We start from the raw sequence: 25,345 nt of genomic DNA, 5'->3' as shown, positions 1-25,345 counted from the left end.
CGCGGGGAACGGCTCCCGCGGCGCGGGGGCATGCCCCGCTATACATGGCATGTATACATGGTGTGTACAGTTGCGATCATGCAACTCGGACAGATGCTCCTGGGGCTGCTGGAGACCCAGCCGCGCCACGGATACGACATCAAGCGCCTCTACGACGAGCACTTCGGGCGGGACCGCGCCCTGCACTACGGGCAGGTGTACGCGACGCTCGCCCGGCTGCTGAAGCACGGCCTGGTCGTGGTGGAGGGCGTGGAGGCGGGCGGGGGGCCGGACCGCAAGCGGTACGCGATCACCGACGCGGGCGTCACCGACCTCGCCGACTGGCTCGCCCAGCCGGAGGACCCGCAGCCGTACCTGCAGAGCACGCTCTACCACAAGGTCGTGCTCGCCATCCTGACCGGGCGCTCGGCCGCCGGGGTGCTGGACGTCCAGCGGGCCGAACACCTGCGCAGCATGCGGGAACTGACCCGCCGCAAGCTCGCCGGGGACCTCGCCGACGAGCTGATCTGCGACCACGCGCTGTTCCACCTGGAGGCCGACCTGCGCTGGCTGGAACTGACCGCCGCCCGCCTCGACGAGCTCACCGCGCGCCTGGCCGGGGGCCCGCGATGACCGCCGCCGAACCGCTGCTCTCCGCCAGCGGCCTGCACAAGTCCTTCGGCCTCACCCAGGCCCTCGACGGCGCCTCGCTGGCCGTCGCCGCCGGTGAACTCGTCGCCGTGATGGGCCCGTCCGGCTCGGGGAAGTCCACCCTGCTGCACTGCCTGGCCGGCATCACCCGCCCCGACCGCGGCGCCGTCGAGTACCGGGGCCGCGACCTCACCACCTGCTCCGACGCCGAGCTGAGCGCGCTGCGGCGCACCGAGTTCGGCTTCCTGTTCCAGTTCGGCCAGCTCGTGCCGGAGCTCTCCTGCCTGGAGAACGTCGCGCTGCCGCTGCGCCTGAACGGCATGCGCCGCAAGGCGGCCGAGGCCCGGGCCGTCGAGTGGCTGGAGCGGCTGGAGGTGGCGGACGTCGCCGCCAAGCGCCCCGGCGAGGTCTCCGGCGGCCAGGGCCAGCGGGTGGGCGCCGCCCGTGCCCTGATCACCGGCCCCAAGGCGGTGTTCGCGGACGAGCCGACCGGTGCCCTCGACACCCTCAACGGCGAGCGCGTGATGAAGCTGCTGACCCGCGCCGCCCGGGAGAGCGGTGCGGCCGTCGTCCTGGTCACCCACGAGGTGCGGGTCGCCGCCTACGCCGACCGCGAGGTCGTCGTCCGCGACGGCCGCACCGCCGCCCCGGCGGCCGCCCGGTGAGCGCCGCCGAGCCGAAGGTCCGGCTGCCCTTCCTGGACCAGCTGGGCCTCGGGATCCGACTGGCCGTCACCGGCGGGCGGGACGGCTGGGGCCGGCTCCTGCTCACCGCCTGCGGCGTCGGCCTGGGAGTGGGCCTGCTGCTCTTCACCGCGTCCTTCCCCGGCATCGTGCACCACCGCGACCAGCGCCTGTACACCCAGAACGACACCTTCGGGGACGAGGACCTGCCCGGTCCCGGCGACCGTACGGTCCTGGTGGCCGCCGCCGACACCACCTTCCACGGCACGCCCGTGCGCGGCCGGGTCGTCCAGCCCGAGGGCCCGCACGCGGCGCTCCCGCCCGGGGTGGCCGCCTATCCGGCGCCCGGCGAGATGGTCGTCTCCCCGGCCCTGGCCGAGCTGCTCGCGGACCCGGCTAACCGGCTGCTGCGCGAGCGGCTGCCGTACCCGGTGGTCGGCACCATCGGCCCGGCCGGGCTGCTCGGCCCCGGCCAGGCCGGCTTCGTGCTCGGCGGCGACCACCTCGCGCCGGACGCCGACACCGTCCGGATCACCGAGTACGGCCACTTCTCGCCGGCCAAGCCGATGGATCCGCGGCTGGTCCTGCTCAACGCCGTCGGCCTGACGGTGATGCTGGCCCCGGTCGGCGTCTTCCTGGCCGCCGCCGCGCGCTTCGGCGGCGAGCGGCGCGACCGCCGGCTCGCGGCGCTGCGGCTCGGCGGCGCGGACCGCCGGATGACCGCCCGGCTCGCCGCGGGTGAGTCCCTGGTGGGCGCGGTCCTGGGGCTGGCCGTGGGCGCGGGGCTCTTCCTGCTCGGCCGGCAGCTGATCGGGCACGTGCGGCTCGCCGGATTCAGCTTCTACCCCGAGGACGTCGCGCCGCAGCCCGCCGTCGCCGCCGCGATCGCCCTCGTCGTGCCGCTGCTGGCGATCGGCGTCACCCTGCTGGCGATGCGCCGGGCGGTGCTCGACCCACTGGGCACCGTCCGCCGCTCCACCCCCGGCCGGCGCCGGATCGGCTGGCGGCTGATGCTGCCGCTGGCCGGGCTGGCGCTGACGGTGTTCGCCCTCGCGCTGCCCGCGCAGGGCGTTCCGGGCGCGCTGCCGAGCACCGCGGTGTTCGACCCGGTGCAGGACACCCGGGGGTCGCTCGTGGTGGCGGCCGGCGTGCTGCTGATGCTGCTCGGCGTGTGCAGCCTCCTGCCGTGGCTGCTGGAGGCCGTCATCCGCCGGGCCGGGGGCGGCGGCGGGCTGTCCTGGCAACTGGCCGTCCGGCGCCTCCAGTTGGGATCGGGCCCGGCCTCCGCGGCGGTCAGCGGCGTGGTGGTGGCCGTCGCCGGGGCGATCGCCCTGCAGACGCTCTTCCTCGGTGTCGGCAGCCAGTACGAGGGGCGCACCCGGGAGCCGTCCGCCGCCGGGCCGTACCAGCAGTCGGTGTCCTTCCCCGGCGGCGCGCCCACGGCGGACGGCCTGGCCGACCGCCTGGCGAGCAGCGCGGGGGTGAAGGCCACCGCGGCGTACGTCCAGTTCCAGGTGGAGAGCCCGACGGCGAAGCTCTGGGAGCTGCCCACCGTCCGGATCGCCTCCTGCCAGGTGCTGCGCGGCTTCGCGGCCCTGCCCGACTGCCGGGACGGCGACGCCTTCGCCGTCGAGGGCCGAGGGCAGGGCGGCCGGGCGGACGCCGGGCCGGTGCCGTCCGGCATGGTCGTCCACCCCGCCGCCTCCCGGGGCGCGGGCGAACCGGCGTCCTTCCCGCTGCCCGCGGTGACGGCCACCGTTCCGGCCGTCGACGGCGCGGACCCCAACGGGCGGATCGGGTCGGGCCTGCTGCTCGTCACCCCCGGCGCCGTGCCGGCCGAGGCGCTGCGCGGACAGGGCGCGACCGTCCTGGTGTCGCTCGAGGACGGCGTGGCGGACCCGAGGGAGCAGCTGGCCACCGCCGCGATGGCGATCGACCCGCGGGCCCGCGCGGAGTTCCCGCTGGAGGAGACCCTCGACCACACCTACCTCGCGGTCAAGCGCCTGCTGACGGCGGGTGCGGCGGTCACCCTGCTGCTGGTGTCCCTCAGCCTGCTGGTCGGTCAGCTGGAGCGTTTCCGGGAGCAGCGCCGGGTGCTCGGCGTGCTGAACGCCGTCGGGACCCGCCGCCGTGTGCTGGGCCTGTCGGTGCTGTGGCAGACCATGGTCCCGGTGGCGCTGGGCCTGGCGCTGGCCGCCGTCGGCGGCCTGCTGATGGGTGCGGTGCTCCAGTACTCGGCGGGCGTCCCGTCGAGCGTGGACTGGGGCTCGATGCTGGCCATGACGGCGATTGCGGCGGGCGCGGTGCTCCTGACGACGCTCCTCGGGCTGCCGCAGCTGCTGCGGCTGATGCGCCCAGGGGCCCTGCGGTACGAGTAGCGCCCGCGCCTGTGGCAGGTGTGAGCGCGGCGACGCCCCGGCCCGGCGGCCGGGGCGTCGCCGCGTCCGGGCCCGCGGTCAGGCGGCCAGGCCGTCGAGCTCGGCGGTCCAGTCGATCAGCGCGGCCTCCGAGCCCCGGGGGACCAGCGCGAAGGCCTCGCGGCGGAGCCAGCGGCGGACCGGGCGGGCGGGCAGGTCGACGAGCACGACGCTGTCGCGGCCGCGCAGCATGAGGCGCAGGGCGGTGCGGCCGTGGCAGGTGCAGGGCGGCCAGACGCGGACGTCGCCGAGGCCGGCGGGCCGCTGGAGGCCGTCCCAGAGGAGGTCGCGGGAGAAGAGCCAGGTGCCCGCCTCCGCGGCGGGCCCGAGGAATTCGAGGGCCACGGCGAGCGGGTCGTCGCTGCGGTAGCCGAGACGGACCGGGACGTCCACCGACTCGTGCTCGCCGAGGACGAGGCAGGCGGTGAGGGTGAGGTCGGTCCCGGCGGCGTCCGGGCGGGGCTGGGGGCCGGAGAGCGGGTGGTGCGCGGGCATGGGGTCTCCTGGGCGGTGTCGGGGCGGGGCCGGGGGGCGTCCGGGCCGCCGCGGTGGGGCGCGGCGGCCCGGTGGGGCCGCGGCTGCCGGTGGCGGCGCGGCGCTCTCGCCTCGGGCCCTGGGAGCTGCCGAGGAGCAGGGGGAGGCGGAATCGCTCCCCAGGCTAGGAAGGCGGGGCCGGCGCGGATGTTCCGGTCGTGCACCGCGGGGTGACGATCCGCGCACCGTTCGGCGCCCCCGGCGCGCTGACGGCGGACGGCGAGCGCGCGCCGCACCGCCGCACCCGCTCCGGCCGGTGATCGCGGCCCGGCCCGCCCGGAGCCCTGCCCCGGTGCCCGGACGGCAGTCAACTCCACTGGGCTGGAAGTGAGTTCACGGCCCGATGGCCGTCCAGGCGCGCCGCCCGCGGAGCCGTCCGCGGGCCCGGGTACGGCCCGCGGGGGCGGCCGTCCGGCCCGGGTGGAACCGCCGGATCCTCGGTTTGTTGAAGGTTTGTCCATCCCGTTTCGCTCCTTGTATGAATGGCGGCCGGGAGGTTTTTGATCATGAAGACGTGGATCCGGCCGGCGCGCTCGGGAGGCGGGGCGCTCCAGGCCCTGGTGGACGGCCTGGCCGAGGAACTGGGGCGCTCCGTCGTCCTCGACGACCCCCTGGTGCGGATGATCTGCGCCAGCCGGCACTTCGGCGACGAGGACCGGGTGCGGGTGCGCACCCTGCTGCAGGGCATCGCGGACGACGAGGTCATCCGCTACGTGCTGTCGCACGGCGTCGCCCGGTGGTCGCGGCCGGGCGTCCTGCCGGGCCGCGACGACCTGGGGCTCCGGCCGCGCTACTGCGTCCCGGTCCGCGAGCGCGGCCACCTGCTCGGCATCCTCATGGTGGTGGCGACGGGGGAGCCCTTCACGGAGGCCGAGACCGCGGCCGTCGACCGCACGGTCCGCGCCGTGGCGGCGGAGATGTACGCCGAACAGCTGGCCTCGGACGGCGAGGAGGAGCGCATCCGCCGGCTGGTGCAGGCGCTGGTCGGCTCGGACTCGGCGGAGCGCTGCGCGGCGCACCAGCAGGTGGTCGACGACGGCCTGCTGCCCGCGGGCCCCCACGTCGTGGTGACCGCCGTGGCCGCCCCCGGGCAGCCGGCCTCCGGCCGGAGCGCGGTGGCGCTGCGCGGTGCGCTGGAGCCGCTGCGGCTCACCCGTACGGCCCGCGGCCTGTGGGCCGTCGACCAGGACCGGGCGGTCCTGGTGCAGGTCTTCGACCGGGAGCCCCCGGAGGAGGCCCTGGAGCAGCAGGGCCGCGCCCTGCGGCGCTCCCTGACGACCTTCCTGGGCCCGGACGCGGCCGCCGTGGTGGGCGTGGGCGGACGCCGGGAGCGGCTCGCCGACGCGTGGATCTCCCACGACCAGGCGCGGGTGGCGCTGCGCGCGGCCCGTCGGCTGCCCCGGCTGGAGGGCACCGGCGACTGGGAGCGGCTCGGCGAGTACGCGGTCTTCCTCCAGCTGCCCGAGACGGCGCTGGACGAGTCCCTCCTGCCGAAGCCGCTGCGGCGCCTGCTGGACGACGCGGCCGGCGCCCGCCTGGAGGAGACCCTGCGCTGCTTCCTGGAGAACGCCGGCTCGGTGCCCAGGACGGCGGAGGCCATGGAACTGCACCGCACCTCGCTGTACTACCGGCTGCGCCAGATCCAGGAGATCACGGGCCTGGACCTGGACGACGGTGCGCACCGCCTGATGCTGCACACCGGGCTGCGGCTGCGGGATCTGCTGCGGGCTCCCGGGCCGGAAGCCCTCCCGTAGCGCCCCGCCCCCGCCCCGGGCGCGTCGCCCCCGCCCGCCCCCCGCCCCGGGCGAGTCGTCCCCGGCGGGCCCGCGGGCGGGCCGTTGCTACAGAGTGATGAAGCTTTGTCAGGCAATCCCTACGGCGGTCGGTGGCCAACGGGTTCACCCCGCGGCGAGAATCCTTCCACGAGCTGCCGCTCAACCCCCGGCGACCAGTGCGGACCGGCCCGCCCGGCCCCACGAGCCGAAACGAACGGACACGAACGAGTACCATGCACGAACTCATCACGAACGACGGTGTGCGCCTGGCCTACCGCGACAGCGGAGGCGACGGGGTGCCCCTGGTGATGCTCCACGGCTGGGGGCAGACGCAGGAGATGTTCCGGCACCAGGTCGAGGGGCTGGCGCCCGGCCGACGCGTCGTGACGGTGGACTTCCGCGGCCACGGCCGGTCCGGCAAGCCGCGCCACGGCTACCGGATCGCGCGCCTGGCCCGCGACGTCCTCGGCCTGCTCGACCACCTGGGCCTGGACTCCTTCGACGCGCTCGGCTGGTCGATGGGCGCCTCGGTGTGGTGGAGCCACATCGACCGGCACGGCACCGGCCGGATCCGCCGGCTCGTCCTGGTCGACCAGCCTGCCGCGGTGGCGGCCGTGCCCTGGATGTCGGAGACGGAGCAGCGCGACTCCGGCGCCGTCTTCGACGTGGCGGGGCTGCTGGAGCTGTGTGCCGCGCTGGCCGGCCCGGACGGGGAGGAGGTCCGCGAGGCCTTCGTCCGCTCGATGTTCGGCGGGGGCACCGACCCGGACCTGCTCGCCTTCGTGGCCGAGCAGATCCGCGCGACCCCGGCGTACGCGGGCGTCCCGCTGCTCTTCGACCACTGCGCCCAGGACTGGCGCGACGTGCTCGACCGCATCGACGTGCCGACCCTGGTGGTCGGCTGCGAGGGCAGCCACGTGGACCCGGCCTCGCAACGGTTCATCGCCGGGCGGATCCCCGGTGCCCGCCTCCACGTGTTCCCGAGGAGCGTCGCGAGCTCGCACTTCCCGTTCCTGGAGAACCCCGGCGCGTTCAACGCCGTCGTGGAGTCGTTCCTGTCCTGAGCCCCCGTACCCCGCACCACCCCCAGCAGGTCGCACCACCCCCCAGTACGTCGCAACATCCCCCCAGCACCCGCACAGCACCCTCGAACCGGTCGGAGCCTCCCGTGATCCCGTCGGGTCCCTCACCCATGCCCGAAACCCCCGAAGCCGACTACCGCCAGTTCGGCCGGACCGCCCGCGAGAGCGGCACCGGCTGCATCGACATCCTGTCCCCGCCGCCCGGAAGCGACCCCGAGGACTGCCTCCACGTCGCCCTGCACGTCCGCGGCGCGGCCTCCGTCCGGCGCCACGGCGTCAGCACCGCGCTCGCCCCCGGTGACCTGCTGATCGGCACCACCCGCCACCCGGCGGGCCTGCTCCAGGACGCCGAGTGCCGGATGGTCCACTTCCGCGTGCCCTGCTTCTACCTGGGCGTGCGCCAGGGCGACGTCCACCGCACCGACGGGCTGCTGGCCCGGGGGAGCGAGGGCGTCGGCGCGCTCGCCTCGCAGTTCCTGTGGACCCTCGCCGCCCAGGCCCCGGCGCACCGGGCCCGGCCGGGCAACCACCTCGCGCGCAGCGCCTCCGACATCGTCGCGGTCCTGGTGGCCGAGCTGCTGGAGCGGGAGAGCCCGGAGCACCCGAGCGGCTCGGCCGAGCTGCTGGCGCGGATCCGCGCCCACATCGAGGAGAACCTCGCCGACCCGGACCTCGCGCCCGAGTCGATCGCCCGCTCCCAGCACATCTCGGTGCGCTACCTGCACAAGCTCTTCCAGCAGGACGGGACGACGGTGGGCCAGTGGGTGCGACGGCGGCGGCTGGACGCCTGCCGCCGGGAGCTGGAGCGCCCCGCCCGCCGGCAGACCAGTGTCTCCGCGGTCGCGCACCGGTGGGGCTTCGTCAGCCACTCCCACTTCAGCCGGGCGTTCCGCGACGCCTTCGGGGTCTCGCCCCGGGAGTGGCAGGCCTACGCCGCCCAGGCCGACAGCCGCAACCCGGCCTCCTGACCCCTCCCCGCCCTGCCGGGGCCGCTTCCCTGCCGTGCCCCCGTCCCGCCGAGTCCGCTCCCCGCGCATCCGCTCCCCGTTCCGTCGGCGCCGTCCGAAAGGCAGCCATGCACTCCACCCGGCCCACCGTCGTGCTCGTCCACGACGGCTGCTCCGACGCGACCACCTGGTTCGGCGTCATCGCCGAGCTCCACAGCCGGGGCCTGACGGCCTTCGCCGCCGCGAACCCGCTGCGCGGACTCGCCCACGACGCCGCCTACCTGACCGATGTCCTCGCGGGCGTCGAGGGCCCGGTCGTCCTGGTCGGCCACTCCTACGGGGGCACGGTGATCACGGAGGCCGGCCGGGCCCCGAACGTGGCCGCGCTGGTCTACGTGGCCGCCCACCTGCCCGACGTGGGCGAGAGCTACCAGGCGCTGGCGAGCCGCTTCGCCCCCTCGCCGCTCATCCCGCGGCTGCGGCGCACCGAGTTCGGCCCCGGCGGCCCCGGCGGCGCCGACCGGGCGGCGGAGCTCACCGTCCCCGCGGAGTGCTTCCGGCCGTTCGTCGCCGCCGACCTCGACACGGAGGTGGCCCGGGTGCTCGCCGCCGTCCAACGCCCCGCCGCCGAAAGGGTGTTGACCGACGCCGTGACGGTGGCGGCCTGGCGCGCCAGGCCCTCCTGGGCGCTGGTGGCCGGTGCGGACCGGGCGCTGCCCCCGGCCGTCCAGCGCTTCACGGCCGAGCGGGCCGGCGCCACCGTCCTCGACCTGCCCGACGCCTCCCACGCGGTGCCCGTCTCCCGGCCGACGGCGGTCGCGGAGCTGATCCACGAGGCGGCCGGGGCGGCGTCCGGGCGGCGGCCGGCGCCGGGCGGGCGGTGAGGCGGGGGCGTACGGACGCGTGCGTCGACGGGCGGCCGGGCACCGGAGCCCCACCGCCCGTCGGCGGCTGTGCCACGGTCCGTCAGCGGTCGGAGTGGAGCTCCGCGACGTAGCCGCCCGGGAAGCGGACCATGGCGCTGTCCCGGGCACCGGTGCGCACCGGCCCCGACAGCACGGTGGCGCCGGCGGCCCGGGCACGCTCCAGGGTGGCGCCGAGGTCGGCCACGCCGTAGCCGGTGAGCTCCGTGCCGTACGGGTAGGGCAGGTGGCCGTCCGTCACGGCGACGGTGGTGGTGCCGAAGCCGGAGGTGAGCCGGACGAGCCGGTACGTCGTCCCGGGCAGTCCGAGCGCGGCGCCGTCGGCCTTCCGGTCGTCGGAGACGATCCGGCCCCGGGTGAAGGCGAGGTAGCTGTGCAGGAAGTCGCCGACCGCGTCCGGCGAGAGGTAGAGCCGGTTCTCCGGCACGCTCTCCAGGGCGGGGTAGCTGGGCGGGGTGGTGTGCACGTAGAGCTGGGCGCTGATCCCGCCGGGGAACTGGACGACGGCGTCCCGGCCGATCGGGTCGGCGAACGGCGCCACGGTGACGGTCGCGCCGTCGGCGCGGGCCGCCTTGACGGCCTGGTCGAGGTCGGTGACCAGCCAGCCGGTGCGCTCGGTGCCGAAGGGGTACGGGATCGGCGTGGTGTAGTCGAACACCGACAGGGTGCCGACGGGGGAGACCACCAGTTCGGAGAGCGTGCGGCTGGGCGTCGGCGTCACCTGGGTGGAGACGGGGCCGATCGTGGTGCCGCCGAAGGTGGACGTCCAGCAGGCCACGAAGGCCTGTTCGGTGCCGGGCTCGACGTAGACGTGGGTGGAGTCGTACTGCGGGCCGACGGCGAACGGCCGGTGGGTGCCCGACGCGGCCGGCGGGGTGTGCGGGGCCGCCGAGGCGACGGGCACCGCCGTCAGGGCGGCGAGTGCCGCCACCAGCGGGACGATGCGGCGGACCGGGCGGAGCTTCATGGTCGACCTCCTGGTCGGGTGCGTGCCCGGCCGGCCGGGCACGGCACGGCCGGATGGGTGGCTGGGCGGGGCGGCCGGGCGCAGGGACGGACGTCGGGCGCGGGGCCGGGACCGGCACCGCCACCGTCGTCCTGGCGCGGAAGGCGGTGGCGGTACCGGTGAGGGGGGCGGGCCGCCGTGGTCGGGTGCGGCGGCCTGCCCGGTTACTTGGCGAGGAAGGCGAGCAGCGCCTCGTTGACCTCCTCGGCGTGGGTCCAGAGCAGGCCGTGCGGGGCGCCCTCGATCTCGACGTAGTCGGCGGCCGGCAGCGCCTTGTGGAACGGGCGCGCGGTGCTGTCGATCGGCAGGGTGCGGTCGCCGGTGCCGTGCAGGATCAGGGCCGGCACGTCGATGCGGGCGATGTCGGCGCGGAAGTCCGTGTACCAGGTGCTCGGCGCGGCCGAGGCGGCGAAGGCGCCGCCGCTCGCCGCGACGCTCCAGCTGTTGCGGACGGCCTCCTCGGAGATCCGGGTGCCGAGGTTCTCGTCCAGGTTGTAGAAGTCGTTGAAGAAGGCGGTGTAGAAGGCGAACCGGTCGGCCTTCACCGAGGCGACGATGCCGTCGAAGAACTCCTTCGGGGCCGCGCCGTCCGGGTTGTCGCCGGTCTTCAGCAGGAACGGCTCCAGGGAGGCCAGGAAGGCGACCTTGGCGATGCGCTCGGAGCCGTAGGTGCCCAGGTAGCGGGCGACCTCGCCGGTGCCCATCGAGAAGCCGACCAGCACGGCGTCCCGGACGTCGAGGGTCTCCAGCACGGTGTTCAGGTCCGCGGTGAAGGTGTCGTAGTCGTAGCCCGTGGTCGGGTGCGAGGAGCGGCCGAAGCCGCGGCGGTCGTAGGTGACGACCCGGTAGCCGGCGTCCAGCAGGGCGGCGCTCTGGCGCTCCCAGGAGTCGCCGTTCAGCGGGAACCCGTGGATCAGGACGACGGTCCGGCCGGTGCCGTGGTCCTCGTAGTAGAGCTCGACGGGGGCGGAGTTCTCCTGGCCAACGGTGATGTACGGCATGGGTGTGCCTTTCCTGCGGCAGTGGTTCTGGCGGCAGCGGTAACGGCTGCGACGGGCTGAACGCTAGCCGCGGTCCGGGCCGGAGGGTTGCCTGTGAGAGCACCCCGTGTCGTCCGAGAGCGCTGAGGCGCGGGCCTGACCGCCGAGGAGGCCGCCCCGCCCCGCCCGGTGCGCGGACCGACCGCAGCCAGTGCGCCGTCGGAACAGGCCCCGGGCGGTGCCTTCCTAGCCTGGAGGCCACCAACAGCGATCGATCCCGAGGCCGGCGAAAAGTCTTTCGCGGGGCCTCAGTTAAGGACTCTCCGTCATGACGACGAACGACACGCCCACCGTCGTGCTGGTGCACGGCGCCTTCGCCGACGCCTCCAGCTTCGCCCGGGTCGTGCCGGAGCTGCTGAGCGACGGACTCCGGGTCGTGGCGCCGGCCGTGCCGAACCGCAGTCTGGTCGGGGACTCCGCGTACATCGCGTCGGTGGTCCGGCGGATCCCCGGGCCGGTCGTCCTGGTCGGCCACTCCTACGGCGGCGCCGTGATCACCGTGGCGGGCGCCGAGGAGAACGTCAAGGCCCTGGTGTACCTGGCGGGTTACGCACTGGAGGAGGGGGAGAGCCTGGGTGCGCTCCAGGGCGGCTTCCCCGACTCCGACCTCGCCACCGCCCTGGTGTACAGCCCGTTCCCGCTGGACGGCGGCCAGGGCGAGGGCACCGACGTCTCGGTGGAGGTCGACCGCCTGCCGGCGATCTTCGCGGCCGACGTCGACCAGGAGCTCGCCCGGGTCCTCGCCGTCTCCCAGCGCCCGCTCGCCGCGGCGGCGTTCGGCGAGGCCGCGCCCACCGCGGCGTGGCGGACCAAGCCGTCCTGGGGGGTCGTGGCCGGCGCCGACCGGACCCTCAACCCCGAGGTCCAGCGGTTCGGCTACCGGCGCGCCGGGGCCACCACCGTCGAGGTGGACTCCTCGCACCTGGTGATGCTCTCCCACCCCGAGTGCGTCGCCGACGTGATCCGCGACGCCGTCCGGTCCGTCACCAACTGACCACCCCCGCAAGCACCCAGACCCAGGAGCATCATGACCAGCCAGCAGCCGCACCTCCACCGGCACGGCCCCGAACTTCAGGAGTTCGGCACCGTCACCCAGCTGCCGATCGCGCTCTCCCACGACGCCCGGCAGTACTCGGCGCAGCGGCTCAACCGGGTCCTCGCGGACACCCAGTTCCTGTACGCGCTGTACAAGAAGTACCACTGGGGCATGCGCGGGCCGACCGCCTACCAGCTGCACCTGCTCTTCGACAAGCACGCCCAGGAGCAGCTGGAGCTGATCGACGCGCTCGCCGAGCGGGTGCAGAGCCTCGGCGGCGTCGCCGTGGGGGACCCCCGCCACGCCGCCCTGATCACGGGCGTGCCGCGCCCGCCGGACGGCATCGAGGGCGTGCCGTCGATGCTCTCGCGCCTGCTCGACGCGCACGAGACGATCCTGGCCGACGTCCGCGACGCCGCCGCCCGCACCGCGGAGCTGGGCGACGACGGCACCCAGGACCTCTTGGTCTCCCAGGTCATCCGCACCGGCGAGACCCAGGTCTGGTTCCTCGCCGAGCACCTGGTCGTCACCCCCGACACCGGGCAGTGACCGCGGGCCGGGCCTGTTCGTCGGCAGGCCCGGTCCCGCTCGGTGCCGGGCCCGTTCGTCGGCGGGCCCGGCACTTCTGCGTGCCCTCGTCCCGACGCTTCCCCATGCTGTCGCTGTCGCTGTCGCTGTCGCTGTCGCTGTCGCCGTCGCCGTGGCCGTCGCCCCGGCCGCCGCGTCCGCCTCCCGACGGCCGGCGTTCTGCGCCGTCCACGCCGACGGGCTCGGGCCCCTGGAAGGTCTCCCTTCCAGGGGCCCGAGCCCGTGGGGCGCCGGCCGCCTCAGCGGCGGTGCAGCACGAGGCGGGTGGCCAGGCCGCCGCCCACTCCGGCGGCCACCGCCGCGGGCAGGCACCACAGCGGCCAGGAGGCGAGGCCGAGGGCCCCGTCGACCGACCACTGTCCGGGGCCGGTGGCGGTCAGCGCCGCGCCGATGACGATCAGGACGAACGGGAACTCGTACCCGTCGTGCTGGACCCACAGCCCGTGCGGCCACTTGACCGTCAGGGCGACGGTCATCACCCCCATGACACCCGCGCCGGCCAGCGGGGTGAGCAGGCCGGCGGCGAGCATCAGCCCGGCCCCGATCTGGGTGCCGCCGGCGGCCAGCGCGGTGAGCTTGCCGCCGCGGAAGCCGTCTCCCCGGAACTCGGCGCTGCCGCCGTCTAGTCCGCCGCCACCGAGGTGGAAGCTGACCTTCTGGACGCCGTGGCCCGCGATCAGCAGGCCGACGACCAGGCGCAGCAGGAGTAGACCCGTGTTCATGTCGGACTCCGTCCGGGAGGTCAGCCGGCGGCGTGCGGGTCGATCATGGACTGGGCGTAGACCAGGCCCATGCCGTAGGCGCCGCCGTGCTCCTTGACCAGCTCGGTGACCGGGACGTAGGTCTCGGCGCGGGCCCAGTCGCGCTGGAGCTCCAGCAGGACCTGGATCCAGGTGACGGGAACGGCGCCGGCGGCGGTCATCCGCTGCAGGGCGTGCTCGTGGGCGAGCGGGCTGACACCACCGGAGGCGTCGGCGACGACGTAGACCTCGAAGCCCTGGTCCAGCGCGGACAGGGCCGGCAGCACCAGGCAGACCTCGGTCCACAGGCCGGAGAGGATGATCTTCTTGCGGCCGGTGGCCTTGACGGCCTCGACCAGCGCCTCGTCCTCCCAGGCGTTCATCGAGGTGCGGTCGATGACCTCCTGGTCGGGGAAGACGGCCCGCAGCTGGGGCAGGATCGGGCCGGAGAAGGACTCGGCGGCGACGGTGGACAGCACGGTCGGCACGTCGAAGATCTTCGCGGCCTTGGCCAGGCCGACGGTGGCGTTGATGATCGCGGTGCGGTCGCCGCTGCCGGTGCCGAAGAACATCTGCGGCTGGTGGTCGACGAACAGCATCATCGCGTTGTCGGGGGTGAGCAGGTCCGGGCTCGGGGCGGCGTGCACGGTGGCGAAGTCGACCATGGGTCTTCTCTTTCTTCTGAATGTGGGTGGTAACGCAGGTAGTTGACACTGCGTCAGGCATGGGCCGGATCGGCGCTGCCTCACGTTCGACGACACTAGTGCGCGGTGGACGGACGGTTCTGCTCGCTGTGCGCCCGGCACTGTCCCGACAACGCACCGCCCGTCGCACCGGGCCGGCCGGCCGCCGCAGTGCGCTGCGGGGCAACCGGCGATGCGCTGCGGAGAACCCCGCCCGCCGGTCCGCTGCCTACGGTCGACGGGCGGCCTCGCGCCGACCTCCCGCCGATCGAAGGGACTTCCCTTGTCCACCATGCCCGTTGCCGGGATCCGTCCCGGCACCCCCGAACACCCCGCCGACCTGGTCGTGCGCAACGCCAAGGTGCACACCAACGACCCGCGCCGCCCGCAGGCCACGGCCCTGGCCGTGCGCGACGGCCGGATCCAGGCCGTCGGTGACGACGCGGACGTCGCCGCGCTCGTCGGTCCCGGCACCCGGGTGGTCGACGCGCTCGGGCGCCGGGCCGTCCCCGGCCTCAACGACGCGCACCTGCACGTCATCCGCGGCGGCCTCAACTACGTGATGGAGCTGCGCTGGGACGGCGTCCGGTCGCTGCGCGAGGCGCTGGCGATGCTGCGGGCGCAGGCCGAGCGTACCCCGCCGGGCCAGTGGGTGCGGGTGGTCGGCGGGTGGTCGGCGGACCAGTTCGCCGAGCGGCGCCTGCCCACCCTGGCCGAGCTGAACGCCGCGGCCCCCGACACCCCCGTCTTCGTGCTGCACCTGTACCAGTCGGCCCTGCTCAACAAGGCCGCGCTGCGCGCCGCCGGCTTCACCCGGGACACCCCCGACCCGGCCGGCGGCCAGATCGTGCGCGGCCACGACGGCGAGCCCACCGGCCTGCTGGTCGCCGCCCCCGGCGCCCTGCTCCTCTACTCCACCCTGGCCAAGGCGCCGGTGCTGGACGAGGCCGACCGGATCGGCTCCACCCGCCACTTCCTGCGCGAGCTCAACCGCTTCGGCCTCACCTCCGCGATCGACGCCGCCGGCGGCTTCCAGAGCTTCCCCGAGAACTACGGCACCGTCATGGAGCTGGCCCGCCGGGGCGAGCTGAGCCTGCGCATCGCCTACCACCTCTTCCCGCAGACCGCTGGGCAGGAGCTCGACGACCTCAGGCGCTGGGTGGACACCGTGCGCCCCGGCGAGGGCGACGAGTGGCTGCGGCTCAACGGCGCGGGGGAGAACCTCACCTGGGCCGCCGCCGACTTCGAGAACTTCACCGAGCCCCGCCCGCAACTCGGCGCCTACGAGACCGAGTTCGAGAAGGCCGTCCGGCTCCTGACGGAGAACGGCTGGGGCTTCCGGCTGCACGCCACCTACGACGAGACCATCCGCCGCGACCTCGCCGTCTTCGAGAAGCTCGCCGCCGAGGGCCTCTTCCCCCAGGGCAACCGCTGGCTCTTCGACCACGCCGAGACCGTCAGCCCCGACAGCCTCGACCGCATCGCGGCCCTCGGCGGAGCCGTCTCGGTGCAGAACCGCCTCTCCTTCCAGGGCGAGGCCTTCGTCTCCCGCTACGGCGCCCCCGCCGCCGCCGAGGCGCCCCCGCTGCGCGCGATGCTCGACCGCGGCCTGACCGTCGCCGCCGGCACCGACGCCACCCGGGTCTCCTCCTACAACCCGTGGGTCGCCCTGCACTGGCTGGTCTCCGGCCGGGCCGTCTCCGGGCGGCGCCTGGCCGCCGCGCACAACCGGCTCAGCCGCGAGCAGGCCCTGGAGCTCTACACCCTCGGCGGCGCCCGCCTCACCGGCGAGCAGGACGTCAAGGGGCGTCTGGCGGTGGGAAGTTACGCGGACCTCGCGCTGCTGAGCGCCGACTACTTCACCGTTCCCGAGGGCGACATCCCGCACATCGAGTCCGTGCTGACCGTCGTCGGCGGGCGCATCGTCCACGCCGCGGGGGAGTACGAGGGCCTGGCGCCCGAGCTGCCCGAGGTGTCGCCCTCCTGGAGCCCGGTCGCCCGCTTCGGCGGCTACCGGGCGACCCCCGCCCCCGGCCGGGCCGGCGTCCACCAGGCCGAGGGCGTCCTGGAGGCGGTGGCGGCCTCGGAGGAGCAGCACGCCTGGCGCGCGGCCCGCGGGCTCGCCCTGCCCGGGCAGGCCCAGCCGCTGACGGACCCCTGCTTCCTCTGACCCGCCCGCGGTCCCGCCCCCGCGGTCCCGCCCCGGGGCGCCGCCCGGACCGGGCGGCGCCCCGTTCTCCCCCCTTCCCTCCCCGCACGAGGAACCGTCGTGACCACACCCCCGCCGCCGCAGCCGTCCGGGCCGCAGATCCACGACCGCCACCCGCTGGCGCTGGCCCTGTTCGCCCTCACCGTGGTCAGCGGCCTGATCGACGCGATCAGCTACCTCGGCCTCGGCCACGTCTTCACCGCGAACATGACCGGTAACGTGGTCGTCGTCGCCTTCGCCCTCGCCGGCGCACCCGGCTTCTCCGTGGCCGGTTCGCTGACCTCGCTCGCCGCCTTCCTGCTCGGGGCGGGGGCGGCCGGCCGCCTGGCCATCCGGCAGGGCGGGCGGCACCGGGCCGTGCGGCTGCGCACGGCCCTCGTCCTGGAGGTCGCTCTGTACGGGGCCGCCGCGGCCCTCGCCTTCGCCCGGAGCCTGGAGGGGCCCGCCCAGTACCCGGTGATCGCCCTGCTCGCCCTGGCGATGGGCATCCGCAACGGCACCGTCCGCGGCCTCGGCGTGCCGGACCTCACCACCACCGTGCTGACCCTCACCCTGACCGGCCTGGCCACCGACTCCCGCCTGGCCGGCGGCACCGCCCCCCGGCGGCGGCGCAAGGTCCTCTCCGTCGTCACCATGCTCGCCGGCGCTGCCCCCGGCGCCGTGCTCGTGCTGCACGGGCAGACCGCCTGGGCCCTGGTCGCCGCCGCCGCGCTGGCCGGGCTCACCGTGCTGCTCTACCGCGAGTGAGCGGTGCCCGCCGCCCCGCTCCGCCGGGCTGCCGCCCGGTGCCCCCGTCGCCCCGCTCCGCCGTGCCGCTCTGCCGGGCCGTCGCCCGGCCTCCGCCGCCCTGCTTAGGCGGGCTGCCGCCTGCCGCCCCGCTCTGCCGGGCCGTCGCCTGGCCTCCGCCGCGCCGCTCTGCCGGGCTGCTGCCTGGTGCCCCCCGCTGGGCTGCTGCCCGGTGCCCCCGTCGCCCTGCTTAGGCGGGCTGCCGCCTGCCGCCCCGCTCCGCCTGGCTGCCGCCTGCCGCCCCGCTCCGCCTGGCTGCCGCCTGCCGCCTGCCGCCCCGCTCCGCCTGGCTGCCGCCTGCCGCCCCGCTCCGCCTGGCTGCCGCCTGCCGCCCCGCTCTGCCGGGCTGCCGCCTGCCGCCCCGCTCTGCCGGGCTGCCGCCTGCCGCCCCGCTCTGCCGGGCTGCCGCCTGCCGCCCCGCTCTGCCGGGCTGCCGCCTGCCGCCCCGCTCCGCCTGGCTGCCGCCTGCCGCCCCGCTCCGCCTGGCTGCCGCCTGCCGCCCCGCTCTGCCGGGCTGCTGCCCGGTGCCCCCCGTCGCCCCGCTCCGCCGGGCCGTCGCCCGGCCTCCGCCGCGCCGCCCTGCCGGGCTGCTGCCCGGTGCCCCCGTCGCCCTGCTTAGGCGGGCTGCCGGCCCCCGGCGAGGGCGGGCGGACCGGCCCCGGCAGGGCCGGCCCCCGGCGGTAGCCTTGGGTGCCCGGCGGGCGGAGCGGCCGGTTCGAGGAAGAGGTACCAGTGGCGGAGGACAGTCGGTTTCCGGTCCTGCTCGGGCGGCAGCCGCAGACGGAGCTGCTGACCGCGGCGCTGGTGCAGGCCGTGGACGGCGCGAGCGGGTCCACCGTCCTGCTGCGCGGCGACGCCGGCGTCGGCAAGAGCACGCTGGTGGCCTGGGTGGAGCGGACGGCCCGCGGCCGCGGGTTCACCGTCCTGCGGGCGGTCGGCACCGAGGCCGAGACCGACCTCGCGTTCGGCGCCCTCCACCAGGCCTTCTGGTCGCTGCTCCAGCGCTCCGACGCCCTGACCGCGCACCAGCGCGAGGCCCTGGAGAGCGCGTTCGGCGTCCGCTCCGGGACCCCGAGCGGCTTCGCCGTGGGTGCCGCCGCGCTGGCCCTGCTGGAGGAGGCGGTCCGGACGGCGCCCGTCCTGCTCGTCCTGGACGACCTGCACTGGATGGACTCCTCCAGCGCGACCGTCTTCGCCTTCCTGCACCGGCGGTGCGCCGAGCTGCCGGTGGTGATCGTCGGGGCCAGCCGCCCGGACGGCCCGGCCGCCCAGACCTGGTCGGCGGAGGCCGTGGACGTCCCGGCGCTGCCCCGGGAGGACGCCGCCCGGCTGCTGGGCACCTGCTACCCGGAACTCGCCGCCCCCGCCCGGGAGCGCGTGCTGGCCGAGGCGGCCGGCAACCCGCTGGCGCTGGTGGAACTGCCGCGCCAGCTGGCCGCCGCCCAGCAGCGGGGCGCCGCTCCGCTGCCCGAACGGCTGCCGCTGGGCCGGAAGCTGGAGCGGATGTTCGCCGACCGGCTGGGCACGGTGGCCCCGGAGGTCGGACGCCTGCTGCTGCTCGGCGCCCTGGCCGCCGGCCCGTACTCCGGCAGCGCCGAGTGGCTGCGCGCCCTCGCGGACGAGAACGCGCGGGAGATCCTGGAACGGATCGAGGCGGACGGCCTGGCCCGGCTCGACCCGGCCGGGCAGCTGGTGTTCCGGCACCCCCTGGTCCGCACCGCCGTCGTCTCGGCCGCCTCCGACACCGCGCTCCGGGAGGCGCACCGCGCGCTGTCGGACACGCTCGCCCCGGAAGACCCCCGGCGGCTGGCCCACGAGGCGGCCGCCGCGCTGCTGCCCGACGAGGAGCTCGCGCGCCGCCTCCAGGAGGCCGGCCACGACCTCGCCCGCCGCGGCGGCGCGGCGGAGGGCGCGCTGCTGCTCGAACGCGCCGCCGTGCTCAGCCCCAGCTCCTGCGACCGCGTCCGCCGGCTCACCCGGGCCGCGGTGATGGCGGCCCACGGCGGGCAGCTGCGGCACACCGCGGCCCTGGTGGAGGAGCTGAAGGGCAGCACCGTCCCGGCGGACACCACCCCGCTGTTCTCGTACGCGGTGGTGTACGCCGACCAGAGCCACCACGTCGACTTCGAGTCCTCCGCCGCCCTGCTGCCCGCGGCCCTCGACGCGCTGGCCGAGCCGGGCGCCGAGTCCTTCGGCGGGCTGGTCGAACAGGCCTGGTTCAAGCTCCTCCTGGCCGCCACCTACACCGACGACCCCTGGGCCTGGCGCGCCCTGGAGAAGCACCGGGACGACGTCTCCGAAGCGGGCCGGCTCTGCCTGCGGGCCTGGACCGAACCCGGCCCGGGCGTGCTCGACGGCCTGCTGGCGATGGCCGAGGGCATGACCGAGGAGCAGGAGGCCGGCGCGGCCTGGCTGTTGCTGTGGACCGCCTCGGCGCTCGACTGCCCCGGCGACCTGTGGCAGCGCTTCTCCGGGCTGCACGGCTACGCCACCCAGGGCTCGATCGCGAAGGCCAGGGCCCACCAGGACTTCCTGCTCGGGCACTGGGACCGCGCGGCCGTCAGCCTGCGCGAGGCCGAGGTGGCGGACGAGCTCGGCTACCACACCAACGGCCTGCTGTTCCGCCAGTACCACGCCCACTTCCTGGCCGGCCGGGGCGACGAGGACGGCCTGCGGGAGATCGAGCGGAGCGTCCGGCCGATCGCCACCCGGGCCCGGATGCGGTACGTCCTGGACCGCCTGACCCACCTGCGCGGCCTGGCGGCGCTCGCCCACCGGCGCCACGAGGAGGCGTACGCCCACTTCTGCGAGCTCACCCCGCCCGGACAGCTGCCCGGCGGCCGGCCCTGGCACCACTCGCTGGTCCTCGACCTGGTGGCGGCCGCCGTGCAGACCGGCCGCCACCAGGAGGCCAGGGACCACCTCGCGGCCGCGGCCGCGGCGCGCTCGGCGGAGGTCTCCGCCCGCCACGCCTTCCTGTGCGCGGCCGCCGCCGCCCTGGCCGCCGACGACGAGGAGGCCGACGCCGCCTACCGCGCCGCGTACGCCGTGCCGGGCGCCGAGCAGTGGGTCTTCGACCTCGCCCGGCTGCGGCTCGCCCACGGCGCGTGGCTGCGCCGCCGCCACCGGCCCGGGGCCAGGGAGGCGCTGCGCGCCGCCCACCACGTCTTCCGCCGCCTGCGGGCCGACCCGTGGGCGGCCCAGTGCGAGGAGGAGCTGCGGGCGGCGGGCGACTCGGTGGCCCTGCCGCAGAGCGGACCGGCCGCCGACGCCTCCCGGCTGACCGGCCAGGAGCTGCGGATAGCGCGGCTGGCCGCGACCGGGCTGACCAACAAGGAGATCGGCCGGCAGCTCCAGCTGTCGCCGCGCACCGTCGGGGCCCACCTGTACAAGATCTTCCCGAAGCTGGGCATCACCACCCGGGCCGCCCTGGCCCATGCCCTCGACGGCGTCTGACCTGCGCGAACGCCCGTCCGGCGGGCGCGTGCCGACCGCGCCGGCAGGCCCGGAGCGGCACCTGCCGACGACGTCAGTCAGATGACCTACCGGGCCGCCGCGCGCACGGGCCACGCTGAGAGTGCGCAGGACTCCGGCGGAAGGACGGTCAGATGGGCGTGCGGGTGACGACGGCGTCGGTCGCGGACGGCGACAAGGCGGCCTTCTGGAGCGGGGCGGTGTCGCGGTCGCTGGTGCCGCTGGAGGTGCACCCGCTGACCGGGCGCCCGTTCCGCGGGCTCCTGGAGTCGCACCGCCTCGGGTACGTGCGGATCTCCACGCTGGAGGCGGACGCGGCCCGGCTCTCCCGCACCGCGGCGCTGATCGCGCGCACGCCGCGCAGCGAGCCGCAGGTCGGCATCGGCGTCCAGGTGGCGGGGCAGGCCGTGCTGGAGCAGGACGGGCGCCGGGCCCGGGTGCCGACCGGCGGGCTGGTCCTGTACGACACCGCGCGCCCGTACGCGGTGGACTACCCGGAGCCGTTCCGCACCCACCTGTTCCACGTGCCGCGCCGTCTGCTGGGGGTGCCGGAGCGCGACCTCCGGCACGCGTCGGCCACGGCCGTCGGCCCCACCGAGGGGTGCGGCCCGGTGCTCCTGCCCTTCCTGGGCGTCCTCGCCGACTCCGCCCACTCCTACCCCGCCCCGCTCGGGGACCGGCTGGCCGGCAGCGTCGCCGACCTGTTCAGCACCCTGATCGCCCAGCTGGCGCCGGCCCGGGCCGCCGAGCAGCCGGACGCCCAGCAGGCGCACCTCGTCCGGCGGGTGCGGGAGTACGTCGAGCGCCACCTGAGCGACCCCGACCTGTCACCCGAGAGGATCGCCCATGCCCACCACATCTCCGTGCGCTACCTGCACCGGCTCTTCGAGGGCGAGGGCGTGACGGTCAGCCGCCTCGTCCAGCGGCTGCGCCTGGAGGCCTGTGCCCGGGAGCTGGCCCGGCGCGGCCGCACCGCGCCCACCGTCTCGGCCGTCGCCCAGCGGTGGGGCTTCGTCAACCCGGCGCACTTCAGCCGGACCTTCCGCGCCGCGTACGGCGTCTCGCCGCGCGAGTGGCGCGCACGCCCGCAGGGGGAAACCGGCTGAGCAGCCGCCCGCCGGCCGCGGGAACGAACAGGCCACCACGGACGGGGCACCCACGGAGCGGCCGTGCCCGCCGACCGAAGCCAGGAGCGAAGAGTTGTCCGACCCCACCCCCCAGCCCGACCGGCGCCCGGTCCTCGACCGGGCGCTCCAGGAGTTCCTGGACGCCGGAGCCGGCCGGCCAGCGCCGGACCGGCCGGACCTCTCCTTCCTCCTCCGCGCCGGGGCCGCGGAGGGCGGGCCCCCGACGGTCGGGCCGCCCGGGGACGGGCCGTTCGCCGGCGGGGCGTTCGCCGACGGGCCGTACGGCAGTGGGCTTTTCACCGACGGGCCCTTCGCCGACGGGCCCTTCGCCGACGGGCCCTTCGCCGGCGGGCCGTTCGGCGAAGGCGGCGAGGACCCGGAGGACCCCTGCGGCACCACCTCCGAGTGGCTCGCCCTGCCCTGCGGCCCGACCGGCCGGGTGCACGTCCAGGTGACCAGGCCCGTCGGGGCCGCCGTGCCCAGCCCCGTGGTGCTCTTCCTGCCCGGCCTCGGCTGGTCGCTCGGCGACGCCGACTGCTACGCCCGGCTGGTCCGGGAGTTCGCCCTGGGCACCGACGCCGCCGTGGTCTACGTGGACTACGCCCGGGCCCCCGGGGCCCGCTACCCGGTGGCCGTCGAGCAGTGCCACGCGGTGGCCGGCTGGATCCGCGCCCACGGCCACCAGATCGGCCTGACCGGCCGCAGGATGGCCGCCGTCGGCGACTCCGCCGGGGCCAACCTGGTGGCGGCGCTGACCCTGCTGGCCCGGGAGCGCGGCGACGAGCCGCTGGCCCACCAGGTGCTGCTGTACCCCGTCACCGACGCCGACTTCGACACCGCCTCCTACCGCCGGTTCGCGACCGGGTACTTCCTGCACCGCGAGCACATGCGCCGGTTCTGGGACGACTACCTGCCCGACGCGGACCGGCGGACGGAGGCCACGGCCGCGCCGCTGCGGGCCTCCCTGGAGCAGCTCGCCGGGCTGCCCCCGGCCCTGGTCGTCACCGCCGAGGCCGACGTGCTGCGGGACGAGGGCGAGGCGTACGCGGCCAGGCTCCGCGCGGCCGGGGTCCCGGTGGTGTCGATGCGCTACCAGGGGGCCGTCCACGGCTTCCTGCTGCTGGACGCGGTCTGCCCGACCGCCACGGCCCGGGCCGCGCTGGTCCAGGCCGTCGACACCGTGCACGTGGCCCTGCACGGCGGTGCCTGGTGACCGCCCGCCGTCCCGCCGTGGCCCCGTACCCGCCCGACACCGCGCGGCCGGACCGGCCGGTCCGGCCGCGCGCCGTCCGAGGAGGACCGATGACCGTCGTTCTCGACACCGCCCAGGTGCCGCCCGCCGACCGCGCCGAGTCCTGGCGCGAGGCCCTCTCCCGCACCTTCGTCCCGCTGGACGTGGCCCTGCTGGAGAGCACGCCGGCCCCGGCCAGGATCTCCAGCCACGGCCTGGGCGCCGCGCAGGTCTCCCTGGTGCAGGCCGGCCCGCAGCGCATCGAGCGCACCGCCGAGCTGATCGCCCGCGGCGGGGAGGACCACCTCACCCTGGCGCTCCAGCACCGCGGGAACGCCCGGTTGTTCCAGGACGGCCGGCGGGTGGAGCTGCGCCCGGGCACCTTCGCCGTCCCGGACGCCGGGAGGCCGTTCGTCATGGAGTTCCCGGAGCCCTTCCGGTTCACGGCCTTCCACTGGCCGCGGTCGGTCGGGGGCCTGTGCGAGCAGGACCTGCGGGCGCTGACCGCGACGGCCTTCGACGCCGGGGAGGGCACCGCCCGGCTGGTCGCCTCGTACCTGGAGTGCCTGTCCCGCTCGGCCGGCTCGATGGAGCCGCAGCTGGCGGGCTGGCTCACCGCCACGGCGCTCGACCTGCTCAGGGTGCTCGCCCACGAGCGGCGCGGCCGGTCCGTCCCGGAGGCACCCGAGGCGGCGCTCGCCACCCTGGCCCGGGTGAAGGACCACATCCTGCGGCACCTGGGGGATCCGGGCCTCACCCCGGAGCGGATCGCGGCGGCCCACCACGTGTCGGTGCGCTACCTGCACAAGCTGTTCCGCTTCGAGGGGGTGACGGTGGCCCGCTGGATCCAGCGCCAGCGGCTGGACATGTCCCGCCGGGACCTGGCCCGCCCAGGGGCCGCCCGGGCGAGCGTGGCGGCGGTCGCCGCCCGCTGGGGCTTCGTGAGCGCGAGCCACTTCAGTCGGGCGTTCCGGACGGCCTACGGCGTCTCCCCGCGGGAGTGGCAGGCGGGCGCGGCCGGGTACGGCGTCGCGGTCTGACGCGGCCGGCGGGCAGGCCGTACCGTGTTCGACATTCGTCACTGGCTTGACTGGTGACGCATGGGCTTGCCATCATTGCGTCACCGGCTGGATCGGTGACGCTTCGAAGGGTGCGAGCGCGTCGCCGGAGGCGGCCGCCGACCGATCCGATCCAGAGGGGGGCACGAGTCATGGCAGTGGGCTACACCGCAGTCGTCGACGTCGACGGCGAGGGCCGCAACGGCGGCCGGGTCCGCCCCTCCGACGGTCTGCTGGACACCGGGCTCGCCATCCCCGAGGAGCTCGGCGGGGCCGGCACCGCGACCAACCCGGAGCAGCTGCTCGCGGCCGGCTGGGCCGCCTGCTTCCTCGGGGCCCTGCGCCGGGCGGCCGGGGAGCGCGGCATCCGGCTCACCAGCACCACCGTCACCGCCGAGATCAGGCTGACCCACGGCGACGACGACGAGTTCTCGCTCTCCGCGGTGCTGCGCCCCGTGCTCGGCGGCGTGGACCAGGCCACCGCCGAGGAGCCGGCGCGGGCCGCGCACGGGATCTGCCCGTACTCCAAGGCCACCCGCGGCACCCTCCCGGTCGTCATCCGGGCCGGCGTCGCCGCCTGACCCGCCTCCGGGCGTGTCCTCGGGACCGCGGGCCCCGTGCCGGCTTCCCCCGTCCGGCACGGGGCCCGCTCACACCTCCGCCACGGAGAGGGGTCGGCCCATGGCCTCCTGGGCGCACACGTGTGTCCGCATGCTCGAACGGCTTCGTCACCCCTCGGACCGGTGCCCTGGTGGGCCGGGGGAGCGGCCGCTGCCGGACGGAGCCCAGCTGTGGGGCTGGGCGGAGACCGTCGTACGGACGGGGTACGGACGGGGTACGGCCCGGGAGCCCGGTTCTTCGGGTGAGGGGTCAGCCGGTGCCGTCCGGGCCCGGCCGCACCAGGGTGTACCGGACGGAGCGCTGCTCCTTGTGGCGCCGGACGCGCCCCTTGGCGACCAGTGACTCCAGGGTGTTCCGGACCACCTGGGGCGTGGGGTTGCGCCCCGGGTGCTCCGCCATGAGTTCGTCCCGCAACTCCTTCGCCGGGCACGGCTCGTGGTGCCGGCCGAGGAGCTCCTCCAGGAGGTCGCCGAGCAGGGGCCGGGGCGGAGCCCCGTGCGGGCCGGCCTTCGCCGCGTCGCCCTTCGCCGCGTCGCCCTTCGCCGCGTCGCCCTGTGCCGCCTCGTCCCGTGCCGCGCCGGCCTTCGCCGCACGGCCGGCCGGCGCCTCGTACCGCTCGGCGAGACTCAGGATCTCGCCCAGCAGGGCCTCCTCCTGCTTCAGCACCCGGAGCTCCTCCGCCAGCTCCTGCTGGCGCCGGTGGTTCTTCTCCAGGTCCGACGCGGCTTGTTCCACGTACCGGGACCGGAGCGTGG

Annotated in this window: 22 protein-coding genes; 16 read left to right on the top strand and 6 right to left on the bottom strand. The window is 76.1% G+C overall.

The features are described from left to right. Positions 1 to 78 precede the first annotated feature (78 nt). The 3 genes from ACH5AR_RS17755 to ACH5AR_RS17745 are packed head-to-tail and all read left to right on the top strand — an operon-like array spanning position 79 to position 3,691. Positions 79 to 612, top strand: a complete 534-nt coding sequence (locus ACH5AR_RS17755) for a PadR family transcriptional regulator (protein ID WP_396302348.1) — start codon at positions 79 to 81, stop codon at positions 610 to 612. Beyond that, complete coding sequence (locus ACH5AR_RS17750) at positions 609 to 1,295, top strand: ABC transporter ATP-binding protein (protein WP_396302347.1); 687 nt, start codon at positions 609 to 611, stop codon at positions 1,293 to 1,295. Before ACH5AR_RS17755 ends, ACH5AR_RS17750 begins: the two co-directional genes overlap by 4 nt. Beyond that, a complete protein-coding gene (locus tag ACH5AR_RS17745; protein WP_396302346.1) occupies positions 1,292 to 3,691 on the top strand; it encodes an FtsX-like permease family protein in 2,400 nt (799 codons plus the stop codon). Before ACH5AR_RS17750 ends, ACH5AR_RS17745 begins: the two co-directional genes overlap by 4 nt. A 78-nt stretch (positions 3,692 to 3,769) precedes the next feature. Here ACH5AR_RS17745 and ACH5AR_RS17740 read toward each other — a convergent pair whose 3' ends face one another. Then, positions 3,770 to 4,225 (bottom strand): SsgA family sporulation/cell division regulator, encoded by a 456-nt coding sequence (locus tag ACH5AR_RS17740; protein ID WP_396302345.1) that lies wholly within the window; start codon positions 4,223 to 4,225, stop codon positions 3,770 to 3,772. 545 nt (positions 4,226 to 4,770) lie between these two features. Between ACH5AR_RS17740 and ACH5AR_RS17735 the strand changes: the two genes are divergently transcribed. From ACH5AR_RS17735 to ACH5AR_RS17720, 4 genes are all read left to right on the top strand, one after another. Continuing rightward, positions 4,771 to 6,018, top strand: coding sequence for a PucR family transcriptional regulator (locus ACH5AR_RS17735; protein WP_396302344.1), 1,248 nt, complete (start codon positions 4,771 to 4,773; stop codon positions 6,016 to 6,018). A gap of 254 nt (positions 6,019 to 6,272) precedes the next feature. Beyond that, on the top strand, positions 6,273 to 7,103 hold the full coding sequence (locus tag ACH5AR_RS17730; RefSeq protein WP_396302343.1) for an alpha/beta fold hydrolase: 831 nt from the start codon (positions 6,273 to 6,275) through the stop codon (positions 7,101 to 7,103). Positions 7,104 to 7,231: 128 nt separating this feature from the next. Then, a complete protein-coding gene (locus tag ACH5AR_RS17725; protein WP_396302342.1) occupies positions 7,232 to 8,089 on the top strand; it encodes a helix-turn-helix domain-containing protein in 858 nt (285 codons plus the stop codon). Between the two features lie 107 nt (positions 8,090 to 8,196). Then, positions 8,197 to 8,952 (top strand): alpha/beta fold hydrolase, encoded by a 756-nt coding sequence (locus ACH5AR_RS17720; protein WP_396302341.1) that lies wholly within the window; start codon positions 8,197 to 8,199, stop codon positions 8,950 to 8,952. An 82-nt stretch (positions 8,953 to 9,034) separates the two neighbouring features. Here the strand turns inward: ACH5AR_RS17720 and ACH5AR_RS17715 are convergent, their stop codons facing one another. Both ACH5AR_RS17715 and ACH5AR_RS17710 read right to left on the bottom strand, forming a co-directional pair. Next, positions 9,035 to 9,958: a VOC family protein gene (locus ACH5AR_RS17715; RefSeq protein WP_396302340.1), complete on the bottom strand. Its 924-nt coding sequence runs from the start codon at positions 9,956 to 9,958 to the stop codon at positions 9,035 to 9,037. A 203-nt stretch (positions 9,959 to 10,161) separates the two neighbouring features. After that, positions 10,162 to 10,998 (bottom strand): alpha/beta fold hydrolase, encoded by an 837-nt coding sequence (locus tag ACH5AR_RS17710; protein ID WP_396302339.1) that lies wholly within the window; start codon positions 10,996 to 10,998, stop codon positions 10,162 to 10,164. 307 nt (positions 10,999 to 11,305) lie between these two features. Here ACH5AR_RS17710 and ACH5AR_RS17705 point away from each other — a divergent pair, with 307 nt between their 5' ends. Both ACH5AR_RS17705 and ACH5AR_RS17700 read left to right on the top strand, forming a co-directional pair. After that, positions 11,306 to 12,031 carry an alpha/beta fold hydrolase gene (locus tag ACH5AR_RS17705; protein WP_396302338.1) on the top strand — a complete coding sequence of 242 codons (726 nt, stop codon included), beginning with the start codon at positions 11,306 to 11,308 and terminating at the stop codon, positions 12,029 to 12,031. A 33-nt stretch (positions 12,032 to 12,064) separates the two neighbouring features. Further along, positions 12,065 to 12,622, top strand: a complete 558-nt coding sequence (locus ACH5AR_RS17700) for a Dps family protein (protein ID WP_396302337.1) — start codon at positions 12,065 to 12,067, stop codon at positions 12,620 to 12,622. Between the two features lie 278 nt (positions 12,623 to 12,900). Here the strand turns inward: ACH5AR_RS17700 and ACH5AR_RS17695 are convergent, their stop codons facing one another. Together ACH5AR_RS17695 and ACH5AR_RS17690 are read right to left on the bottom strand one after the other, a co-directional pair. Beyond that, a complete protein-coding gene (locus ACH5AR_RS17695) occupies positions 12,901 to 13,383 on the bottom strand; it encodes a DoxX family protein (protein WP_396302336.1) in 483 nt (160 codons plus the stop codon). A 20-nt stretch (positions 13,384 to 13,403) separates the two neighbouring features. Then, positions 13,404 to 14,066 carry a hydrolase gene (locus ACH5AR_RS17690; protein WP_396302335.1) on the bottom strand — a complete coding sequence of 221 codons (663 nt, stop codon included), beginning with the start codon at positions 14,064 to 14,066 and terminating at the stop codon, positions 13,404 to 13,406. Between the two features lie 310 nt (positions 14,067 to 14,376). Here ACH5AR_RS17690 and ACH5AR_RS17685 point away from each other — a divergent pair, with 310 nt between their 5' ends. The 7 genes from ACH5AR_RS17685 to ACH5AR_RS17655 all read left to right on the top strand — a co-directional run bounded on the left by ACH5AR_RS17685 (position 14,377) and on the right by ACH5AR_RS17655 (position 24,550). Further along, entirely contained in the window at positions 14,377 to 16,254 is a 1,878-nt protein-coding gene (locus ACH5AR_RS17685; RefSeq protein ID WP_396302504.1) for an amidohydrolase, read from the top strand. 99 nt (positions 16,255 to 16,353) lie between these two features. Next, positions 16,354 to 17,040, top strand: coding sequence for a YoaK family protein (locus tag ACH5AR_RS17680; RefSeq protein WP_396302334.1), 687 nt, complete (start codon positions 16,354 to 16,356; stop codon positions 17,038 to 17,040). A gap of 771 nt (positions 17,041 to 17,811) precedes the next feature. After that, a complete protein-coding gene (locus tag ACH5AR_RS17675) occupies positions 17,812 to 20,535 on the top strand; it encodes an AAA family ATPase (RefSeq protein WP_396302333.1) in 2,724 nt (907 codons plus the stop codon). A 152-nt stretch (positions 20,536 to 20,687) separates the two neighbouring features. Beyond that, positions 20,688 to 21,659, top strand: coding sequence for a helix-turn-helix domain-containing protein (locus ACH5AR_RS17670; protein WP_396302332.1), 972 nt, complete (start codon positions 20,688 to 20,690; stop codon positions 21,657 to 21,659). A gap of 94 nt (positions 21,660 to 21,753) precedes the next feature. Beyond that, complete coding sequence (locus ACH5AR_RS17665; protein WP_396302331.1) at positions 21,754 to 22,893, top strand: alpha/beta hydrolase; 1,140 nt, start codon at positions 21,754 to 21,756, stop codon at positions 22,891 to 22,893. 89 nt (positions 22,894 to 22,982) lie between these two features. Next, positions 22,983 to 23,951: a helix-turn-helix domain-containing protein gene (locus tag ACH5AR_RS17660; protein WP_396302330.1), complete on the top strand. Its 969-nt coding sequence runs from the start codon at positions 22,983 to 22,985 to the stop codon at positions 23,949 to 23,951. 170 nt (positions 23,952 to 24,121) lie between these two features. Then, on the top strand, positions 24,122 to 24,550 hold the full coding sequence (locus tag ACH5AR_RS17655; RefSeq protein WP_396302329.1) for an Ohr family peroxiredoxin: 429 nt from the start codon (positions 24,122 to 24,124) through the stop codon (positions 24,548 to 24,550). 289 nt (positions 24,551 to 24,839) lie between these two features. On the opposite strand, the gene ACH5AR_RS17650 is transcribed toward ACH5AR_RS17655, so the two are convergent. Beyond that, positions 24,840 to 25,325, bottom strand: a complete 486-nt coding sequence (locus ACH5AR_RS17650) for a hypothetical protein (protein ID WP_396302328.1) — start codon at positions 25,323 to 25,325, stop codon at positions 24,840 to 24,842. Positions 25,326 to 25,345: the final 20 nt, after the last annotated feature.

The sequence above is a fragment of the Kitasatospora sp. NPDC018619 genome (assembly GCF_044391605.1).
Classification (GTDB): domain Bacteria; phylum Actinomycetota; class Actinomycetes; order Streptomycetales; family Streptomycetaceae; genus Kitasatospora.
This window is presented reverse-complemented; position numbering and strand designations above follow the sequence as displayed.

What these genes read in the sequence shown, in the direction of transcription:
- ACH5AR_RS17755 (WP_396302348.1), top strand. Translation starts at nt 79, where the DNA reads ATGCAACTCGGACAGATGCTCCTGGGGCTGCTGGAGACCCAGCCGCGC.
- ACH5AR_RS17750 (WP_396302347.1), top strand. Translation starts at nt 609, where the DNA reads ATGACCGCCGCCGAACCGCTGCTCTCCGCCAGCGGCCTGCACAAGTCC.
- ACH5AR_RS17740 (WP_396302345.1), bottom strand. Translation starts at nt 4,225, where the DNA reads ATGCCCGCGCACCACCCGCTCTCCGGCCCCCAGCCCCGCCCGGACGCC.
- ACH5AR_RS17735 (WP_396302344.1), top strand. Translation starts at nt 4,771, where the DNA reads ATGAAGACGTGGATCCGGCCGGCGCGCTCGGGAGGCGGGGCGCTCCAG.
- ACH5AR_RS17730 (WP_396302343.1), top strand. Translation starts at nt 6,273, where the DNA reads ATGCACGAACTCATCACGAACGACGGTGTGCGCCTGGCCTACCGCGAC.
- ACH5AR_RS17725 (WP_396302342.1), top strand. Translation starts at nt 7,232, where the DNA reads ATGCCCGAAACCCCCGAAGCCGACTACCGCCAGTTCGGCCGGACCGCC.
- ACH5AR_RS17720 (WP_396302341.1), top strand. Translation starts at nt 8,197, where the DNA reads ATGCACTCCACCCGGCCCACCGTCGTGCTCGTCCACGACGGCTGCTCC.
- ACH5AR_RS17715 (WP_396302340.1), bottom strand. Translation starts at nt 9,958, where the DNA reads ATGAAGCTCCGCCCGGTCCGCCGCATCGTCCCGCTGGTGGCGGCACTC.
- ACH5AR_RS17710 (WP_396302339.1), bottom strand. Translation starts at nt 10,998, where the DNA reads ATGCCGTACATCACCGTTGGCCAGGAGAACTCCGCCCCCGTCGAGCTC.
- ACH5AR_RS17705 (WP_396302338.1), top strand. Translation starts at nt 11,306, where the DNA reads ATGACGACGAACGACACGCCCACCGTCGTGCTGGTGCACGGCGCCTTC.
- ACH5AR_RS17700 (WP_396302337.1), top strand. Translation starts at nt 12,065, where the DNA reads ATGACCAGCCAGCAGCCGCACCTCCACCGGCACGGCCCCGAACTTCAG.
- ACH5AR_RS17695 (WP_396302336.1), bottom strand. Translation starts at nt 13,383, where the DNA reads ATGAACACGGGTCTACTCCTGCTGCGCCTGGTCGTCGGCCTGCTGATC.
- ACH5AR_RS17690 (WP_396302335.1), bottom strand. Translation starts at nt 14,066, where the DNA reads ATGGTCGACTTCGCCACCGTGCACGCCGCCCCGAGCCCGGACCTGCTC.
- ACH5AR_RS17685 (WP_396302504.1), top strand. Translation starts at nt 14,377, where the DNA reads ATGCCCGTTGCCGGGATCCGTCCCGGCACCCCCGAACACCCCGCCGAC.
- ACH5AR_RS17670 (WP_396302332.1), top strand. Translation starts at nt 20,688, where the DNA reads ATGGGCGTGCGGGTGACGACGGCGTCGGTCGCGGACGGCGACAAGGCG.
- ACH5AR_RS17660 (WP_396302330.1), top strand. Translation starts at nt 22,983, where the DNA reads ATGACCGTCGTTCTCGACACCGCCCAGGTGCCGCCCGCCGACCGCGCC.
- ACH5AR_RS17655 (WP_396302329.1), top strand. Translation starts at nt 24,122, where the DNA reads ATGGCAGTGGGCTACACCGCAGTCGTCGACGTCGACGGCGAGGGCCGC.